This window comes from Catenovulum sp. SX2, assembly GCF_052056295.1.
Classification (GTDB): Bacteria; Pseudomonadota; Gammaproteobacteria; order Enterobacterales; family Alteromonadaceae; genus Catenovulum.
Genome location: NZ_CP182493.1, coordinates 3738220 through 3757564, shown reverse-complemented (window position 1 = coordinate 3757564; position 19345 = coordinate 3738220). Strand labels below are relative to the sequence as shown.

Sequence of the window (19345 nt, the reverse complement as noted above, 5' to 3'; positions counted from 1 at the left end):
GCTCATCATAGAAGTTCGAGAAAATAATCAAACAAAGTACTCTACCCTGGGGTTTGTTAGTAAAGTACTCTGCCTGATTAAACAGCTTTAATTTTTACGACAAAACATAAAAATTAGTAAATAGTAAGCTTAATATTGCTAATACCACGCTCTGAAACTGGTCGACCTTGCGGGCCTAAATAATGTGCAGCATGAAACTTAGAGCCAATAGCACTGATACGGTGTAAAAAGCTAATTTCACCATCGAATTTTAAGCTTAAAGTATTGTCTGGACGCTGACCATCATCTGGCTGCATTACACGCACATACAAATCAGGCGTAGCAGTTGAGAAGGTAATTTCATTGTTTTGTTGGCCTAAAGTTAACCACTGAATATCAGAGAAGTAACCTTTAAACTCAGGGAATTCCCACTTCTCACCAGCCACTCCTTCGTTGTAGTCATTTTCCCAGACAGAAAAGTTGACACCTTCTAAACGGTTTGCCCAAACTCGGTAAGGGCCGTCGCCCATCCAACGTTTGTGAGCAATAGCTTGTTTAGGGTAGTCAAAGCCAACACCGTGTAAAATATATTCACCATTCAACCAGTAATTTACATCCATCGACAAGTGACCTTGCGGATGTACTGTCCATACCAGCTTAGTAATACCTGCGGATGGATTAACCACTTCGATAACTAAATCATAACCAACAAAGCTGGTTTTGAGTTCTGTGGCTTTGTCAGATTTGCCATCAACAGTTGGATCATGAGTTGTCCAAGTACCTTTACCATTGTAGACACCTTTATTCATGGAATTATCTGAACGCAATAGCTTAGGACCATTGGTCAAAGCATAGGATTGGTTAGCTTTCTTATACGACTGTAATAAACCAGTTTGAACATCAAAAGTGATAACTCTATCTGCTGCTGTTACTTTTAATATGTTGTCAGTTTGTTCAACTATTTCAGCTTGTTTTGCACCACTTGCTTTAGCGACAAAATCTTGTTGAGTTAACTTAGCCAACTGAGCCGCTGTTTGAATCGGCCATGCATTGGTCAAAATTGAGTTGTTTTCTTGATCAAAAAACTCCACTTCTAACCAGCCTTGCTTTTGCCAATTTTCCGGTAAGTTTAACTGCAACGCGCCAGTTGCATCTGGTTTCGTTGCAGGCAGAGATACACGACCATTTGCAACTAGCTTTTTCTCAGCCGAAAAAGCAGTTACCGGACTGTACAAGCGCCATTCAACGGCAAAGCTAGATAGGTCAATAAAATCGTATAAGTTTTTAACTTGTAATTCGCCGTTAAAACTTGCAGGCAGTTGGCGACCATTTTTCAAATTAGTCACTTGAATAGGCGACCAAATTTCTTTAATGGTGAAATAGCTCGCCTCTTTTTGTCCGTGTGGACCCACTATGCCATCTGGCGCGTGGTTAAAATCGGTATCTATAATGTTATTTTTGTCTGTTCTAACAATGCCTTCATCTGCCATTACCCATAAAAAGCCACCTGCGCCTAATGGTGTTGACATCATAAAGTCCCAGAAATCTCTTAAACCAGCACCGTGGCCACCGTCGTATAAACCATGCAGAAATTCAGTCGGGAAAAACACTTCGTTTTGTGGCTTCTTCGCTAAAAGCTCTGAATAAGTTGGATAGTGGTCTGTATCTATGTTGCGGAATAATTCCCACGGGTGCAGTACCGGACGTTTCTGCAGGTCATAAATATCGTAGTCGTCATCCACTTCTATATTCCAACCACCTTCATTACCATTCGCCCAAAATAATATACTTGGGTGTGTTTGGTCACGTTTAATCATTTGAGCAATTAAACGACGAGCTGGTGCTGTATCCAATACAGGCTTTTGCCATGTGCCCAATTCGTTAATCACATAAATCCCCATACGATCTGCAGCTTCTAAGAAATGCACGTCTGGTGGGTAATGTGCCATTCGAACCGCATTCATATTCATGCTTTTAATTAAATTGATATCATCAATACTGGCTTGTTTAGTCATAGTACGACCCGTTTCTGGACGGAAACTATGGCGGTTCACACCTTTTAAAATAATTTTTTCACCATTTAGATATAGGCCATCATGCGGTCTTAATTCAAAGGTTCTAAAACCAAAGGTTTTGGTTAAAGTATGCAGTATTTGGTTTTGCTGTTTAACTTGAACTTGTACCTGATACAAATTTGGAGTTTCAGCAGTCCAAAGTTTTGGTGTATCGATTTGAGTAGCAAGCCTTGCTTTTTCTGCTGAAACTACGGCAACAAATTCTTTGCCAACAGCCTTGCCATCTAAATCTAAAATTTGTGCGGTTACCGAACTAACATTGGCATTTTCCAAGCCGTCTAAATAAACATCCATTTTAAATTCGCCGCTTGCTTGTGCGTCAAGGCTAACCCAATCAACATGAGTTTTTGGTAAAGACTGTAAAAATACTTGTCTGTATATGCCACCAAACACCCAATAATCAGCATTGCGCTCTGCCGCTTCAATGCTTTTATCGGCAGACATTTTATCAACAATTACTTTGAGTTCGTTTTGTTGGCCAACTTTTACAAAAGGTGTGATGTCAAAACTAAAGCGGTAAAAACCACCTTGGTGCGTTGGGCCAACTTGCTCACCATTCACCAACACAGTTGCATCTGTCATAACACCATCAAATACAATTTCTATGCTTCTATCTTGCCACTCTGCCGGAACATCAAATTGACGACGATATATGCCCTGCTCGTCGTGTTTTTCAGGGATATAGCCATAATCGTAATTACCAAATCCTTGTTGTTCCCAATTTGATGGCACTGGAATTTTTGTCCATTCGCCACAGTTATTGCCTTTGTTGCAGTAAAAATCCCATTCAACGGCATCATCACTACCAGTACCACTTAACATTTTAACTTCGGTTAGTGCGGCAGCTGGAATATCCGCCACTTGCTGCTTCGAAGCACAACCAATAAATATTAAACCTGTTATAAATGCTAAACACACAAGTATCCAACTACGCTTTGTTATGTGCTTGAACGGCACGCTACTCATAGCCTACTCCTCATATATAGTTATTGTGTTAAATAAACTAATTAGCCCTGCTCTACACGAGTAAATCTAATTTTGTCTATACTTGGTGTATAACCAAGTACATAAAGAAACTGGGCACAATGCCTGCCCAAAAAAGTAATAATCTTTTTGTCCTTGAAACTATGACTTAACTACTAAACAAAACCCGTAAAATTAATATTTTGATATTACTAATTCAATTTAGGTACTTAACCTGAATTAAAGTTACGTCGTTTACGGATTTTCAAATCTGGTACGTCATAATTATAGTTGTGTATTTATTTAGGCCAAATTGGATAACAAGATGTCGATGATTTCCCGCATTTTTGTCGAAAAAAGTGCCTTTTTAAAAAACTTTCTAAAAAAATTTATTGGCACAGATCAAGACGTAGATGACATCTTGCAAGAGGTCTATTTAAAAGCACATCAAATAGAAAATAGAACCGACATCAAAAACCCAACCGGCTTTTTAGTACAGATAGCTAAAAACATCGCAATTGATGAGCTAAATAAAAAAGCGCGCCAAGCAACTGGTTATATAGATGAACATTTAGATGAAATTCCAATCGAAAAAACCGCCTCGTTAGAATCAGAAGAAGAAGCCGAAGAATCCATTCGCTTGTACTGCCAGGCAATCGAACAATTACCAGAAGCGTGCCAAAAGGCATTAATTTTGCGCAAAGTTTATGGGCTTAAACACAAAGAAATCGCCGAAAAATTAGGTGTTTCTGTTAGTACAGTCGAAAAAAATCTCAAACTCGCTGGGTTATTCTGTGATGAATATCTAAGCAGTTTTAATCTGACAACGAACGTATCAACCGTGGAAAAGCAGACTTTATTAGCGGGGAATGACAAATGAGTACATTCGAGCAAGTTATTCAAAATGCCAGTGAGTTAAAACTGCAAACTTGGGATTGGATAATTCGAATTGACGGCGACGAGCCACTGAGCCAGCAAGAAAAGCAGCAGTTAGCAGCATGGCTAAACGAAAGCCCAGAGCGTAAACAAGAGATTTACCGCATAAACAAATTTTGGCACCAAACTTTGTTAACTGAATTGGTCGATTTAAATGAAACACCAGTTAAGCAGCAAAAACCCAAGAATTGGCTAAAATTTTCTTGGACAGCAATAAGCGGTTATGCGGTTGCGTGTTTATGCCTATTAAGCCTAAGTGTTTATTGGATTGGTGAACAACAAAACCTAACCACTCATTACCCAGCTACTAGTTATGCCACCAATATAGGTGAACAACAAAGCGTCAACTTGCTTGATGGCTCTAAGCTTATTATTGATTCAAACAGCCATATTGAAGTGAAGTTTTCAGAAACATCTCGCGATCTTTGGTTACACAAAGGCGAAGTGCACTTTGATGTAGCGAAAGATAAAAGCAGGCCTTTTAATGTGCATGCGTTAAATGGCCGTGTACAGGCGGTTGGCACCGCATTTAATGTTGAGCTGATTGATAATAAACAATTTAATGTATTGGTTACTGAAGGCAAAGTTGCTGTGGCTTTATCAGAAAGCGCAGCCACAACTAAAACAAGCAACAGTACTCAACCCCTAATACAGAATATTACCTACATGACTGCAGGTGATTACACCAATGTGCGTTTAACCACTAGCTTAGAGCAAAGTAAAAAACATATGCTCAATACGCTAGTTAAGCTTTCTAAAGAAGAAATTAATAAAGCCAGTGCATGGCAAAAAGGTGAATTAATATTTACCGGTGAACCACTTATACAAGTAATAGAAAAGCTTAAACGTTACACAGAACTAAACATCCAAATTAAAGACTCAGAGCTTGAAACACTCAAAATTGGCGGCCGTTTCGAATTAACCAACATTGAAAATTGGCTTAAAAGTTTGCAGTACAACTTTAACCTCAATGTTGAAAAAACCGCTGAGAACACCATAACTATTTCGGCCAAAGGGCAAGAATAGCAAAGCTTCAGCTTGTTATTCTTGCCCAGTATATCCAGCGCCTTTAACAATTACCATCCTCTAACAAGTCTTCAAACATATCAATAAAAACAACTTTAAAACACGAACAAAACATATTTACCCAATTATTTTTACGGATTTAAAACAACCATAAAGTCATACCATAGTAGTTAATAGGTTTTTAGTTACTACACACACGCCCGCACTTTGACCGTGCGGCAACTAGGTTATGAAAAATATAAAATCCGTATCGAGGAGATAAAAATGTCACGCTTATGTATCCCATTTGCGAAAACCGCACTGTCAGTCGCGCTAGCGACCGTTCTCATACCAAGCCAAGTACTCGCACAACAAACAGATGCCGAAGTTGAACAAACAGAACAAGCAACAGACTCAACAGATGCAGAAGTCATTCTTGTAAAAGGTTTACGCTCAAGTTTAATGAAAGCCCAAGATATCAAAATGAACTCAGACTCAATTGTTGATGCAATTGTGGCTGAAGATATTGGTAAATTACCTGATTTAACCGCAGCAGAAAGTATTGCTCGTATTGCCGGTATTCAAGTAAACCGCCGTAGTGATGAGGCGCGTGATATTTTAATTCGTGGTTTACCAAATGTAACCACAACCTTTAACGGTCGCGAATTATTCACCGCTGAATTACGCCAAGTGCAGTTGCAAGATTTTCCATCGCAAGCTTTAGCTGGTATTGAGGTTTATAAATCGGGCACAGCCGATTTACTTGAGCCAGGCTTAGCAGGTTTAGTTAATGTGCGCTCTCGCCGCCCATTTGATTTTGATGGTGAGAAAATTTCTGGCACTTTACGTTACGCTTATAACGATCAAAGCGAAAAATCCTCTCCAACAGGCAGTATTTTATATTCAAATCGCTGGACTACAGGTCTAGGCGAAATTGGCTTTTTGGCTAACGCGACTTTCACCCAATCTGAATACCATAATGGTGTACGTTACAATGACACTTGGTTTAGAAATGCAAACAAATGGGGTTCAATTAGCCCAGAACAGTTTAGTGACGGTGAGTTTTTAATCCCAAACCGAGTGGGTATTTATCAAGATTCAGGTAAACGAACTCGTCCATCATGGAATATGGCTGCACAGTGGCGACCAAATGACCAATTAGAAATTTACGCTGATGCAATCTATCAAGGTTTCCGTGGTGAAGGCCAAGCTGATAGTTTTTGGTTTCATTTAGTCGATTGGGATAGATATCCAACTCAATTTGGCGACCCAACTTTAACGAATGTGGTTATGGTAGAAGGTACAGATGACGGACAAGCAGCCAGTTTAACTAAGTCTGGTGGTTTACCAGCAATGGCCTATCGTTCAACCAACAAAGGTGCGACAGATACATATCAATTTGCAGTAGGTGCTAAGTGGCAAAATGGCCCATTAAAAATCGAAACAGATTTAGCTTATACAGACAGTACCTACGAAAAAGAAGAATGGAGTTTCGATACGTCAACACGGGAAGACTGGCTAGTAAACGTCGACTTTTTTGGTGAAGAAGGTGGTGTAACTTTTGATGCGCCGAACGCCAATGTTCACGATCTAGACGCTTATAACTTCCGCGGATACTTTGAGAGCCATTATAAAGTTGGCGGCTCGGGCGTACAGTGGAAAACCGACCTTACCTATACTTTTGACGACGGCATATTAAATAAAATTCAAGCTGGCGTGCGTTTTACCGACCGTGATGCAACGCGTGATTCAGGAAATCGCTTAGCAGGTGTTCTATATTTAAACAAACCATTGTCGAGCCTTGATTTCTTAGAATATGAACAAACGTTCAACCCATTCCGTAGTGATAAACAAGGTTTTACTACATACCTAGCACCAACCCGCGATAGCATAATCAATAATCACGAAAAGTTGAGCCAAGTTGCTTATGAGTCTGCAACTGAGTTAGGTAATAGTGATCCTGCTCGCTTTGGCTGGGCATTAGGTGAAGCAGAAAAATTTTTAACGCCTAAAGTCGCTTACGATCCGGCGAATTACTTTGAAGCGAAAGAGCAAACCTACGCTGCCTATTTACAGGCAAAATTTATGTTTGATCTTGGTGATATGCCAGTAGACCTAGTTGCAGGTGCTCGAGTTACTCGCACTGAAACCGAAGTAACGGGTACCTCAAGACTGTTTGACGAAAATTATAACCTTACGCTCGAAAATATTACAGTTGGCGGCGACTATACTGATGTCTTACCAAATATCAGCTTGGCAATGAATTTAACTGATGATTTAAAATTAAGAACTAGTTATACCAAAACTCGCACAAGAGTAGACTTCGCTGCATTGAACCCTAGTTCAGAAATCAGACCTGAGCCACCGTCGGATAATCCTAACGATAACACTAAAGACTATGATGCAACCGCTTCATCTGGTAACCCTTATTTAAAACCATTAACGTCTGATAACTTTGATATTAGCTTAGAATATTATTTCTCTGATTCAGCTTACGTAAGCGGTGCAACTTTCTATCGTGATTTGTTTGGTTTTACACGCAACTATCCGCGTAACGTTGAAGATCAACAATATGGCACGGTAAGGCTTTCGAAACCTGAAAATACAGGCGATGGTGAAATTTGGGGTTGGGAATTAAATGCTCAAACCTTTATGGATTATGACTTTATGCCTGAAGCTCTGCATGCTTTTGGTATATCAGCAAACGTTACTCGCTTAGAGGGCAAGGAGCGCTTCCCGGGAGAGCTAGACGCTGTAGGAGAAGAAACTTATGGTCCAATTCCAGGCTTGTCTAAATACACCTACAACACTGCAGTTTTTTATGAAAAAGACGGATTCTCAGCACGACTTTCTTATAACAAACGTGACACTTGGGTGAACTGGTTCCGCAACACCATTGGCGCCGAAGGATTTACTGGCAACAAAACCAAAGCAAGAGATAGATTAGATTTATCTGCAAGCTACGAAATTAACGACAATTTCACGGTTTACGCAGATATTTCAAATATTATGGCCAACCCTTTCCATAACTATGTTCAACACAACGATAACATTGCATATACGCAAGACATTCGTGATGAAGGACGATATTACGGTGTAGGGCTTAAATTTAGCTTTTAATCCTTTTAGTTAAAGTGTGTCCTCCAATAGGCTGGGTTATACCCAAACGGGTCGGGTATAGTTGTACCAGCCTATTTATAAAATTTAATACTCCATACGCATACCAAGCGTTAAATAGCGCCCTTCGTCTCTTACATCTTGTGGAAACTTAATATTGTCACCAACGCTAGTGAAATTGCGTAATGGCTCGGCTAATAAATTACTAACGTGGCTAAAAATAGATAATCGGTCGCTAAAATTATAACTAACCGCTAAGTCTAACCGACCGCGAGATTCTGTTTTATTAACCAATACCGCATCTATATCTTGTTGATAGCTAGCCCAGTTTGTCCAACCTGAACGATAGTTATACGAAACTCTTGCACTTACATCAGCATAGTCGTACAAAACAGCCAAGTTATACGTCCAATTAGACAGTGCCCATATGTAATCATTTTTAAAGTTGCCAATTGGCACTCTGTCTGTTTGCCCGTCTTGATAAGTTAAATTTGCGCTCACTCCAAATCCGTTAAAGGGTTTGTCGAGCCAATCAAAAAACGATTGCACATTAATCTCGCCACCCACGAGTTTGCTACTGCCGATATTCTCTGGTCGAGAAATTGTTATTGGCCCATATGCATAATCGTCAACAGCACTTGTACTGCTCACTGGCATATCGTACAAATTACGCTTAAACAGTGCCGCGGCAATGTATCCTTTATCCGAAAAATAGTACTCTAAACTCATATCATAATTGTCGGATAGCCCGGGTTTCAGCTTAGAATTACCACCACTGCCGTTATAGCTTTTTACAGCGTCATCCGAAATTTGTACATTTAATTCATTGCCCGGATTGTATTGAACAAAGTCGCTACGAGTTAATGATTTACTATAGGCAAGGCGCAACAGCAGTTCATCTGTTATAGATAAGTTTAAATTGATACTAGGCAATAGGTTTAAGTAGCTATTACGTTCATTTCGAGCGGTAATTGAAGTCTCGCCGTTATCTGTAATTACTGAGTTACCACTGATATCTAATCTTGTATTAACCAATCGAATTCCAAAAATTCCGTCCAAATTCATAGATGATATTTGATTGTACGTTTTGGCTTGTAAGTATAAGGCTTGAGTTTGTTCGCGCCCTTCTAGCCAATTGACTGGATTTGGCAGTACGTCTGGACTTTGCCAATTTTCAGCTGCCGATTCAGCCCACTGCCATTGCTCTCCTTGCTGTGATAATGCAATTAACCCGTCGTGAGCGTACTCAGCTAACTCCAGATGATTAGCTTGTATGCTTTGGCGTGTTGGCGCTATATATTGGCTGAAGCTTGAATTATCATGCCGGTATGGATTTGGCGTTAAAGTAAAACCAACAAACGAGACATCCGATAAAGACCGATGTAAATCGAGCAAATAAGCATAGCGGGTGCCACGTTCAATGCTCATATCCCTATCAGTTATTCTAAAGCCTGATTGTAATGTATGGATAAAATCAAAATTTGTACTGTACTCTGCATCGAGTCGCCACTGCACAGCTTGGCTTTTGGCGTTAAAGTCTAGCTCAAAATATCCACGCAATTGATAGTTATTGACATTGCTCGCATCAATGCCAGTTAAATAAATACTCGCACCTTGTTGGGTTGCAAAACGAACATCTGCACTTGCGGGTTGGGCAAAAGCCGAGTCTAAACTCCAGTGCTGATCACTATATTCGCTATCTGTATATGCTAAATCCGTCTTTATGACTAATTTATTCGCTCGCCAACTTGCGCCAACCGCATGTTGATATGTGTCTGTTTTACCACGAGAAGTGGAACGATAAGCATAAGGCGGGCGCCCTGCTTGCTTATGCAAACTAACCGCTTGCTGCGAATTATTAGCGTCGAACTCAATCTCACTAAAAATCGGCTCCGAAAAAGTCGCATCAATTGCAGCTAAGTTATACATTAAGTGGTCAACATACTTTTCGCTGTCGAACCCTTGATAAATGCTATCAAAATAAAACTCAGTGGTTTCATTTGGTTGCCACTGCAAACTGACATTGACCGACGGACGTTTTCTATAACCACCGTTGTTATACAAACCAACCGAATTGGGAATGATGCCCTGACCGTCTATTTGGCTGAAGCTTGTCGCGTTGTATTTTACCCCGTTGTAATATTCAGCTGTCGATTGCGAGATATTGCCAAGAAAACCAAAGCGTCCATATTGAGTTTGCCAACTGTTGCTATATAACAAATGTCCACTCGGAGATACTGTATCGATTTGGTCGTTGTAGGTGGCTGACAATGCACCGGTAATTTTTTCACCGGAAAAATCTAACGGCTTGTGTGTGCGTATGTTAACTACACCCGTTAACCCTGGTTCAATAATGTCGGCTGATGCTGCTTTATGTACTTCGATTTCAGAAATAGATTGTGAGGAGAAATCTTGCAGGCGCGCTGTTCTCAACTCTGCGGTAAAAAATTCGCGTCCATTATAGGTAGTGGTAAAGTTAGGCAAACCGCGAACTAAAATGCGGTTTACTTCATCATTGTATCTTTCAACTTGAATACCGGCTAAATGCGACACTGTATCGGCAGAAGTGATATCTGCCAATTTGCCAATTTCTTCTGAGGCGATGGCTTCAATAATTGTATTAGACGAGCGTTTAATATCTTGCGCTCGGTATAAACTTGCGCGCAAACCACCTACTTTTATAACCTCCACCGCTTGAACAAACTCAGTGGATGATTGAATCTGCTCAGCTGGCTTTGTTATAGCTTGGGCGGAAGTATTTACAACTTGGATTGGCTCAGCAAGGATGACGATTTGACCGTCTTTTTCCACTACGGCTAAACCAGTATCGCGCAGTAAATAGTTCAGAGCGTCTTTGACAGCAAAATAGCCGTGTAAAGCGTTGCTCTCGACTTTTTCTGCCATTTCATATGAATACACCAAAACCACATTGGCTTGTTGAGCCAGCTGGTTAAGTGCATTCGCAGCATCTGTTCTAGCAATATTAAAATAGTGAACTTGTTGTTTTTGTTGGCTAACAACCGCCTCAATACTATGCGCGCAACCACAGGTAAACAAACCGAACAGCAATACATAATATTTAGGATTAGCCATAAATAGTTAGATACAATAAAACTTTAGTGAACAGAATTCAGGTTTAGCATTTTATCACTTTAGGCTACCCGCTAACCATCTATCTAAATAATTAGCAAACTGTTGGCGATCGGCTTGGCTTAATGCGGCTGGACCACCGGTTTGAATTCCACTGGAGCGTAGCGTGTCCATAAAGTCACGAATATTTAGCCGTGATTTTATATTCTCTTTGGTAAAAAGCTCCCCTCTTGGGCTTAAAGCTAGTGCGCCTTTGCTAATAACTTCATCGGCAAGTGGGATATCAGCTGTGATCACAAGATCACCTACTTCAGCACGTTGAACAATCTCATTGTCTGCGATATCAAAACCTTTCTCTACTTGAATGGTTTTAATAAATCTCGACGGCGGTGTTTTAATGTATTGATTGGCCACTAAAGTAACAGTTTTTTGCGTGCGATTCGCCGCACGAAACAAGACTTCTTTAATGACTACGGGGCACGCATCAGCATCAACCCAAATACTCGTCATAAACAACCTATTTGCTTTTATTAATAATTTGACGCAATTAAGCATCATCCACCAGCAAGATGCAAGTTGGCAATTCAGCATTCAGCTTCTAGACTTAACTAATCTGCAAGTTTTGGGGTTATTTTGAGGTTAGCAATGGCACGATATTGGCTAAAGTGCATGATGTTAGTTGTGCTTGTAACACACACCAGCGCCTACGCACTTGATTATGTCCATTATCAACTGAATACTGAAATTCGCCCAGGAGAAAAACCTTTTTTGCTGACTATGCTAGAAAAGGCACTAGAGCATACCCGGCCCGACTATGGCGACTATTTATTAAACCCTATGCTAACCACCGAAAACTTTCCTAGAACTAGGCTAATCAAACTAGTCCAGCAAGGAGAGCTAAGCATTATTTGGAGTGTACCAAACCCCAAATTAGAACAAGAACTGCAGGCAATATACATTCCTTTATACAAAGGAACTCAAGGTTTTAGAATTTTTCTAATTCGACAAAATGAACAAGCTAAATTTAATAAAATATCAAATTTATCTCAGTTAAAAGCCCTGATAGCTGGACAAGGTTATGGCTGGAGCGACGTAGCTGTACTTGAGCATAATAACTTTAAAGTGTTGCAAGGTAATCCAGACAGTTTGGTCAGAATGTTGGAGTCAAATCGATTTGATTTTTATCCTAGAGGTTTGCACGAACCATGGAAAGAACTAAAACCAGACAGACAAATCAAAGTGGAATCCACCATAGCGCTGCACTACCCGCTACCCATTTACTTTTTTGTGAGTAAAGAAAATCGTAGGTTACAACAAAGGCTCAATATAGGATTGGATGCATTATTTGATAATGGCGAATTTGATCGCTTATTTTACAACCACCCTAGATATAAAGAGATCTTGCAGAAAGCTAACTTAGCCAATAGAAAAATATATAAATTAGAAAATCCAACATTGTCTGCTCAAAGTAAAGCAATCTTGCAAGAAAAGAAATACTGGTTGGATACAAGTGTTATTTATAAATAAGCAACCTAACCAACTGAACTACCACTTGGTAACAGAATATAAAAATGGTTTTAGAGTATTGCAAATAAATAAAAATTAGAATGGGGATATAAAAACTATAAAAGTGGCGGAGTGGACGGGACTCGAACCCGCGACCCCCGGCGTGACAGGCCGGTATTCTAACCAACTGAACTACCACTCCGCAGTGGTATGATTTTTTTGAAACTTCGCGAATTTGAACAAGCATTATGAAGATGGCGGAGTGGACGGGACTCGAACCCGCGACCCCCGGCGTGACAGGCCGGTATTCTAACCAACTGAACTACCACTCCGCAGCGGTATGCTTTACGCAAAATGTTCATAACGATAATAGTGGCGGAGTGGACGGGACTCGAACCCGCGACCCCCGGCGTGACAGGCCGGTATTCTAACCAACTGAACTACCACTCCGCAGTATTATCAAATAAATCTAAGAAGAAAGTTGGCGGAGTGGACGGGACTCGAACCCGCGACCCCCGGCGTGACAGGCCGGTATTCTAACCAACTGAACTACCACTCCGCATTATCTTATCTTTCAAAGATTTACTCCCCTAACACAAGTTGCCCTGCGTCAGAAGCGGGCGCAATAATAAGGACTCAGCACCCATGAGTCAACAGCTTTTTTATAAAAAATTATAATTAAGTTTCATCTGGTAGGGTTAAGTCTATTATATCGTCAGGTTCTGATGATATTTTGTCCACAGCGTGCTGTTCAGGCAATTCCATCTCATTGGATGCCTTTTTATCACGTTGCCAAAATTTCCAATTAAACTTGAATTTGCCTTTGGATTTTCTCGCTGGTGTTTTGTTACCTTTGCGAAATACAAACCAATAAATAGAAAATGCGATTAGCAATACAACTAAATTACCCAGTATCACCAACAAAATTAGCATGCTTGGTGATAAACCTTCAGGCTCTTTGGCTTTTTCAGCCTCTTCTGGCAAATTTTCCACCGCCTGCTCTACCGGAATTAACGCACTTTCGTCTATTTCAACCGGTAAAGGTGCAACGTTAAAAGTAAATTCAGGCACATCTATCATCATGTCGCGGCCATTGGCATTTTTACCGAAAGCAAACACTTTAATTTTGTATACACCGTCGGCGTAATTGAACAATGGGAAACTCTGTTTGCCTTCAGTTGATTCTGTCATGGCGAATTTTTCTGCTTCACCGTTTGGATAGAAAATTTCACCGCTAAAAGCAAAAGTGGAAAAATCAATTAACGAGCTTGCAGGCTCAATATGAAAAACATGTTTTTGGTCGGCTTCTATCGCTTTGTCGGCAGACAAGATAAAGGGCACTGCCTCAACAATTATAGGGTCAAGCAACAGCTCACGATTAAACAAAGCCAAATCGATGAACAAACTTGGTTGCCATTCACCCGAGGTGATATTGAGTTTAAACTCGCCAGTAAATGTGCCATCTTTGCGCCTTTCATCAAAACCTTGGCCATCATCTTTAAAAGTCGCAACTTTTTCAGCATCCGCTCCAAAATTATCATAGTTGGAATTATTGGTACTGGTAAAAGTAACATCCAACTTAACCACATCACTAAAATCTGCATAATCTATCGGCTTGCCACCATTCAATAGATGCGCGGTCAATTTAATGGTTTCACCGGAAAAAATAACTTGCGGCAAAGGCTCGGCTTTAAGCTTAACGTCTGACAGCACCATTATTTTACTGCCCGACTCTATTTTACCAACGGCTTGCCAAGGCCCAACCATAGGGTCTTTTAAGCGGATCATGTCAAAGTTGCTGTCGTCGAACCACTGCCCTTGTTCGGGCGTTATCATAGGAGCGTATATTTTTGAACCATCAGGTCGAATAAGAATAACAGGTGGTGAACCTTTTTTACGAAACAACACCATAACAATTTCTTTGGTGTGTGCATCTATACGAAAGCGATTATCAATCAGCTGTATGCCACTTAGATGTTTTGGCAAATTTAAATTTTTAACTGCATCTAAAGCAACATTCCCAGGTGTTGGTATATCAATAGAAACCATAGCTTGCTCGTTACTACTAACGTTAAACGCAAGCAGTAATGTCACAAATAAGATAAACCCAGAATGTCGCTTCAATTTTTTGTCCTCTATCCTCGCCAGATTGTTGAACCGGCACTTTTTTCAACAATATCAAGCCTTTCTTCGTGTGCAGTTATTTCATCGGCTGATGCGGCAATAACCTTTAATTTTTTTCTGTCAGCTGGCAAACGAATAATTTGATTAGATGGGCCAGATTCATTTGCATCTGATGATAAGTTCAGCGCAGTTTGCCCGCCTGTCATCAATAAATAAACGTCGGCAAGAATTTCGGAATCCAGTAAAGCGCCATGTAGAGTACGGTGCGAATTGTCGATACCGTATCTATCACACAAAACGTCTAAGTTATTACGTTTTCCTGGAAATATTTCCTTAGCCATAACTAAGGTATCTGTTATTGTACAAATATCAGCGGTTTTGACATTTTTGCCGCATTTTTCGAACTCGTGATCCATAAAACCAACGTCGAACGGTGCGTTATGAATAACCAGCTCTGCGCCATCAATAAATTCTAAAAATTCGTCGACTACCTGTTCAAAAGGTGGTTTATCGGCCAAAAAGTCATCGGTAATACCATGAACTTCAATCGCTTCAGGATCAACTAAGCGGTCTGGTTTAATATAAACGTGAAAATGGTTGCCGGTTAATCTGCGATTAATAATTTCTACACAACCAATTTCAATAATTCTGTGACCTATATATACCGGGCCGCCGCCCATGTTCATACCCGTTGTTTCCGTATCTAAAACGATTTGACGTGCCATTTTGTTACCTAAAATACCTAACTTACTAGTTCTGCTTTTAATATTAACTGATAGCGAACTATACCCCAAATGCATTTTCAACTAGTTTGGGTATAATCCACTGCAACAAATAAAAGTATCTTTATTATAGATTATGAAAAAAATTCAATTATTTACCGATGGTTCTTGTTTAGGTAACCCTGGGCCAGGCGGATTTGGTGCGGTATTGCGCTATGGCAAACACGAAAAACATTTAAGCCAAGGCTTTAAACTAACCACTAATAACCGCATGGAGTTATTAGCTGCAATCGCCGGTTTAGAAGCGTTAAACGAGCGCTGTGATGTGTCACTTACAACTGACAGCCAGTATGTTAAAAACGGCATAAATCAATGGATTAAAAATTGGAAGAAAAAAGGCTGGATAACCTCTGACAAAAAACCGGTGAAAAATGTCGACCTGTGGAAACGATTAGACGCAGCTTGTGAAAAACATAAAGTTGAATGGCACTGGGTTAAAGGCCACGCTGGTCATGCCGAAAACGAATTGTGTGACGACTTAGCCCGTAACGCTGCACAAAGTGCTAACTTATTAGAAGATACAGGTTATCAGAGTTAAACCTGACTCTTAGGGTGAACCCCATTGCGAATACGCACATTGCCCACTGTCGCTAAATTGGGTTTTACTTTCCATTTAGGTTTAATTGGTGTCAGTGGTAATTCGCGTTTACGCGCAACTAACAAATAAACGGCACCAAATCTTTGTAAATATTGATGGGTTATCGCTGGTAACCACCTATTATGAAAGTGCCGAGGTTGATGACCCAAAGGCCCATAAATAAACCTTTGGTCGTTCACCACTTCACAACCTAATAAATTTAGCCAGTCACCTATTCTATTGGTACTAAAAAATCGTGCTTGTTTGAGTGCACTGTGTTTGCGCCCTGGCAATATTTTAAATAATCCAGCTAGGCTCATTGGGTTGAAGCCAGTGATAAATAAATAGCCGTTGGCCACCAATACCCTATGCGCTTCACGTAATATTTGATGTGGATCATGGGTGTAATCCAAGGTATGCGACAGTAAAACCGCATCAACAGAGTTTTCTTTAAATGGCAAATGATGGATATCGGCAACAACGCCTTGTCTATCACCTAAAGTAGCCACATTCACTTGATGTTTAATCGGGCAAGCTAAACTGTCTATTTCTGCACTTAAACTGCCGACTTTTAATAAGTGGTAGCCAAACACAGTTGGCCACCATTGGTTTAAATGTCGCTCAACTTGTTTTTTGACAAAACCGCCCTGTGGAATATCATTCCAACTAGTAGGAATATCCAGTAACAAATCTTGTAGTGCTGGTTTCATCAAAATATAAGTACCTTAAACACGTTTAAGCTGAAGTTATTATGTTATTAGTAGAACCGATTAAAGCCCTATCCGACAATTATATTTGGCATGTGCATAACCAGGAATACAGCCTTGTGGTTGATCCAGGTGACGCAACACCTGTAATGCAAGCCCTTGGTAATCAAAGCTTAGTCGCAATTTTAATAACCCACCATCATTGGGATCATACTAATGGTGTTGCAAGGTTAAAACAACAGTATCCAGATATTACTATCTATGGCCCGAGCAGTTGCCCGTTTGATTTGATTGATGTAAGACTAAATGAAGGTGATACAGTTAAATTTCAACAGCTTGGTATCGAATTTAATGTAATTGAAATACCAGGCCACACGCTTGACCATATCGCCTATTTTAATGACGATTATGTTTTTTGTGGTGACACCTTGTTCAGTATAGGTTGTGGGCGGATGTTTGAAGGTACAGCAGCTATGTTTAATGGCAGTTTAAACAAACTCAAACAATTAAATGACGAGACTAAAGTCTGTTGTACCCACGAATACACTCAAAGCAACATCACATTTGCTCGGCATATTGACCCAAATAACCAAGAGCTCGGCGAATATCAAAACCAAGTCACAAAAAAGCGTATTAATAATCAAGCCAGTTTACCTTCTGCTATTGGCCTAGAAAAACAGTTAAATCCGTTTCTCAATACCGACAAAACTTGGTTACAACAAAGGCTTAGCCAACTCACACAGCAATCAATAAATGATCCTGCTAGTGCTTTTGCTGCGCTTAGAAAGTTAAAAGATACCTTTTAAACATTGCGTAAACGAACGTGAATCAGTAACATTCTGACAGCAATTTTATACAGGTTAATTTATGTACAAACGCACCACCATTTCGGCAGCTCTTATGATGTTGGCTGGCTGCCAGTCAATTCCTGATTTAAAACAAACATTTACCACGACTAACCAAGAAATAGAGGTAAATGAACAGAGCAATTTTATTGCGGCTGTAGACGACACAACTGAAGTTTATCCAGATATCAGTCAAGTTGTGGCGCTAAACCAAGGAACTGAAGCGAACGAAGTTGTATATGGTGACGTTTGGAAACGCATTCAAAGCCAGCTTACTTTACCTGTTGCTGAAAACCGTCGTTTGCAAATTCAACGCGCATGGTACGTAAATCATCCTGATTATTTAAACCGTGTTGCTAAACGTGCTGAACCATTTTTATATTACATAGTAGAAGAAATAGAAAAACGTGAGTTACCAATGGAACTGGCGTTATTACCTATTGTTGAAAGTGCGTTTGACCCATATGCCTACTCACCTTCTGCTGCTTCTGGTTTATGGCAATTTATGCCAACTACCGCAAAACGTTTTGGTTTAGCACAGAACTGGTGGTACGACGGCCGCCGCGACATAGTCGCTTCAACTAAAGCTGCGCTCGATTATTTAGAAAAACTCCACCAGCAGTTTGATGGTAATTGGCTGCATGCCCTTGCTGCTTATAACTCAGGCGAAGGCCGTGTTGCACGCGCGATTCAAAAAAATTACCGCTCTGGTGAAAATATTGACTATTGGTCGCTGGAACTGCCACGCGAAACCGACGCTTATGTACCAAAATTATTGGCTTTAGCTGATATAGTTAAACGCCCACATAAATACGGCATTGATATTTACACTATTCCAAATGTACAAGTGGTTGATGTAGTAGAAGTTGAATCGCAAATTGATTTAGCCATTGCCGCTGAATTAGCCGAAATGAATGTTAATGACTTAACTTCATATAACCCTGGGTATAATCGTTGGGCAACCTCGCCAGACGGGCCACATCAATTTTTATTGCCAATAGATAAAGCTGAAGCTTTTAGAGCCAAACTTGCAAGTAAAACGGCAGATACCTTGATTAGTTGGCGTCGCTATCAAATTCAATCAGGTGATACACTCAGCACTATAGCGCAGCGCCATCAAACGACAGTTGAGACCATTCGCACCGCCAATAAAATTAAAGGGCATCATATTCGCAAAGGTGATTACCTAATGATCCCAACCTCGGCAGCAAGCTCAAGTATTTATCCAGCGAATGATGATGGTGCATCAGTAACAACTATTGCCAGCCAAAATGACCAAAGTAGTATTCAATACACAGTTAAACGTGGTGATACTTTTTGGGATATTGGCAAAGCGCACAAAGTAAATGTGCGTGACTTAGCTAAGTGGAACAATATGTCGCCAAGCGATCCTATATTCCCTGGGCAAAATTTAACCATACAACAACCTGATTCGTTTATGGGTAAATATGGGGATGTGCCGACCACACGCAAAGTGAAATACAAAGTGAGAAGTGGTGATTCACTCGCACGTATCGCGCAAAAATTTAAAGTCACCATTTCAGATATAGAAAACTGGAATAAAATTAGCCGCCGCAACTATTTGCAGCCGGAGCAACAACTGGTACTCCATGTTGATGTGACGGGCATCTAAAGCCTT

The 19345-nt window shown here is 40.3% G+C and carries 13 protein-coding genes and 4 tRNA genes; 7 read left to right on the top strand and 10 right to left on the bottom strand.

Annotation, left to right across the window (positions count from 1 at the left end; genetic code table 11):
- Window positions 1–113: 113 nt before the first annotated feature.
- Window positions 114–3020, bottom strand: coding sequence for a glycoside hydrolase family 2 TIM barrel-domain containing protein (locus tag ACMZOO_RS15855; RefSeq protein WP_440904280.1), 2907 nt, complete (start codon window positions 3018–3020; stop codon window positions 114–116).
- A 322-nt stretch (window positions 3021–3342) separates the two neighbouring features.
- Between ACMZOO_RS15855 and ACMZOO_RS15850 the strand changes: the two genes are divergently transcribed.
- From ACMZOO_RS15850 to ACMZOO_RS15840, 3 genes are all read left to right on the top strand, one after another.
- Window positions 3343–3897 (top strand): RNA polymerase sigma factor, encoded by a 555-nt coding sequence (locus tag ACMZOO_RS15850; RefSeq protein ID WP_440904279.1) that lies wholly within the window; start codon window positions 3343–3345, stop codon window positions 3895–3897.
- On the top strand, window positions 3894–4979 hold the full coding sequence (locus ACMZOO_RS15845) for a FecR family protein (protein ID WP_440904278.1): 1086 nt from the start codon (window positions 3894–3896) through the stop codon (window positions 4977–4979). The genes ACMZOO_RS15850 and ACMZOO_RS15845 overlap by 4 nt, the downstream gene beginning before the upstream one ends.
- Before the next feature lie 264 nt (window positions 4980–5243).
- Window positions 5244–8078 (top strand): TonB-dependent receptor, encoded by a 2835-nt coding sequence (locus tag ACMZOO_RS15840; RefSeq protein ID WP_440904277.1) that lies wholly within the window; start codon window positions 5244–5246, stop codon window positions 8076–8078.
- 84 nt (window positions 8079–8162) lie between these two features.
- Here ACMZOO_RS15840 and ACMZOO_RS15835 read toward each other — a convergent pair whose 3' ends face one another.
- Together ACMZOO_RS15835 and ACMZOO_RS15830 are read right to left on the bottom strand one after the other, a co-directional pair.
- Window positions 8163–11168: a TonB-dependent receptor gene (locus ACMZOO_RS15835; protein WP_440904276.1), complete on the bottom strand. Its 3006-nt coding sequence runs from the start codon at window positions 11166–11168 to the stop codon at window positions 8163–8165.
- A 54-nt stretch (window positions 11169–11222) separates the two neighbouring features.
- On the bottom strand, window positions 11223–11675 hold the full coding sequence (locus ACMZOO_RS15830; protein ID WP_440904275.1) for a YaiI/YqxD family protein: 453 nt from the start codon (window positions 11673–11675) through the stop codon (window positions 11223–11225).
- A 135-nt stretch (window positions 11676–11810) separates the two neighbouring features.
- On the opposite strand from ACMZOO_RS15830, the gene ACMZOO_RS15825 reads away from it, so the two are divergent.
- Window positions 11811–12692: a hypothetical protein gene (locus ACMZOO_RS15825; protein WP_440904274.1), complete on the top strand. Its 882-nt coding sequence runs from the start codon at window positions 11811–11813 to the stop codon at window positions 12690–12692.
- 104 nt (window positions 12693–12796) lie between these two features.
- Here ACMZOO_RS15825 and ACMZOO_RS15820 read toward each other — a convergent pair.
- The 6 genes from ACMZOO_RS15820 to dnaQ form a co-directional block, all read right to left on the bottom strand.
- Window positions 12797–12873 (bottom strand) — tRNA-Asp (locus ACMZOO_RS15820).
- Between the two features lie 53 nt (window positions 12874–12926).
- Window positions 12927–13003 (bottom strand) — tRNA-Asp (locus ACMZOO_RS15815).
- A gap of 41 nt (window positions 13004–13044) precedes the next feature.
- Window positions 13045–13121, bottom strand: a tRNA-Asp gene (locus ACMZOO_RS15810).
- A gap of 32 nt (window positions 13122–13153) precedes the next feature.
- A tRNA-Asp gene (locus ACMZOO_RS15805) sits at window positions 13154–13230 on the bottom strand.
- Window positions 13231–13349: 119 nt separating this feature from the next.
- Window positions 13350–14795, bottom strand: coding sequence for a TIGR03503 family protein (locus ACMZOO_RS15800; RefSeq protein WP_440904273.1), 1446 nt, complete (start codon window positions 14793–14795; stop codon window positions 13350–13352).
- An 11-nt stretch (window positions 14796–14806) separates the two neighbouring features.
- A complete protein-coding gene (gene dnaQ / locus ACMZOO_RS15795) occupies window positions 14807–15520 on the bottom strand; it encodes a DNA polymerase III subunit epsilon (RefSeq protein ID WP_440904272.1) in 714 nt (237 codons plus the stop codon).
- 133 nt (window positions 15521–15653) lie between these two features.
- On the opposite strand from dnaQ, the gene rnhA reads away from it, so the two are divergent.
- The gene (rnhA, locus tag ACMZOO_RS15790; protein WP_016957295.1) at window positions 15654–16115 is read left to right on the top strand and encodes a ribonuclease HI; all 462 of its coding nucleotides are present in this window, start codon (window positions 15654–15656) and stop codon (window positions 16113–16115) included.
- Here rnhA and ACMZOO_RS15785 read toward each other — a convergent pair.
- Entirely contained in the window at window positions 16112–16864 is a 753-nt protein-coding gene (locus tag ACMZOO_RS15785; protein ID WP_440904271.1) for a class I SAM-dependent methyltransferase, read from the bottom strand. The two genes, rnhA and ACMZOO_RS15785, sit on opposite strands and share 4 nt — an antisense overlap.
- A 41-nt stretch (window positions 16865–16905) precedes the next feature.
- Here ACMZOO_RS15785 and gloB point away from each other — a divergent pair, with 41 nt between their 5' ends.
- Together gloB and ACMZOO_RS15775 are read left to right on the top strand one after the other, a co-directional pair.
- On the top strand, window positions 16906–17667 hold the full coding sequence (gene gloB / locus ACMZOO_RS15780; protein ID WP_440904270.1) for a hydroxyacylglutathione hydrolase: 762 nt from the start codon (window positions 16906–16908) through the stop codon (window positions 17665–17667).
- A 61-nt stretch (window positions 17668–17728) separates the two neighbouring features.
- Complete coding sequence (locus ACMZOO_RS15775; protein WP_440904269.1) at window positions 17729–19339, top strand: LysM peptidoglycan-binding domain-containing protein; 1611 nt, start codon at window positions 17729–17731, stop codon at window positions 19337–19339.
- Window positions 19340–19345 lie beyond the last annotated feature (6 nt).

Coding starts and splice junctions, on each gene's coding strand:
- ACMZOO_RS15845 (WP_440904278.1), top strand. CDS start 3,894: ATGAGTACATTCGAGCAAGTTATTCAAAATGCCAGTGAGTTAAAACTG.
- ACMZOO_RS15840 (WP_440904277.1), top strand. CDS start 5,244: ATGTCACGCTTATGTATCCCATTTGCGAAAACCGCACTGTCAGTCGCG.
- ACMZOO_RS15850 (WP_440904279.1), top strand. CDS start 3,343: ATGTCGATGATTTCCCGCATTTTTGTCGAAAAAAGTGCCTTTTTAAAA.
- ACMZOO_RS15835 (WP_440904276.1), bottom strand. CDS start 11,168: ATGGCTAATCCTAAATATTATGTATTGCTGTTCGGTTTGTTTACCTGT.
- ACMZOO_RS15825 (WP_440904274.1), top strand. CDS start 11,811: ATGGCACGATATTGGCTAAAGTGCATGATGTTAGTTGTGCTTGTAACA.
- ACMZOO_RS15775 (WP_440904269.1), top strand. CDS start 17,729: ATGTACAAACGCACCACCATTTCGGCAGCTCTTATGATGTTGGCTGGC.
- ACMZOO_RS15785 (WP_440904271.1), bottom strand. CDS start 16,864: ATGAAACCAGCACTACAAGATTTGTTACTGGATATTCCTACTAGTTGG.
- rnhA (WP_016957295.1), top strand. CDS start 15,654: ATGAAAAAAATTCAATTATTTACCGATGGTTCTTGTTTAGGTAACCCT.
- dnaQ (WP_440904272.1), bottom strand. CDS start 15,520: ATGGCACGTCAAATCGTTTTAGATACGGAAACAACGGGTATGAACATG.
- gloB (WP_440904270.1), top strand. CDS start 16,906: ATGTTATTAGTAGAACCGATTAAAGCCCTATCCGACAATTATATTTGG.
- ACMZOO_RS15855 (WP_440904280.1), bottom strand. CDS start 3,020: ATGAGTAGCGTGCCGTTCAAGCACATAACAAAGCGTAGTTGGATACTT.
- ACMZOO_RS15830 (WP_440904275.1), bottom strand. CDS start 11,675: ATGACGAGTATTTGGGTTGATGCTGATGCGTGCCCCGTAGTCATTAAA.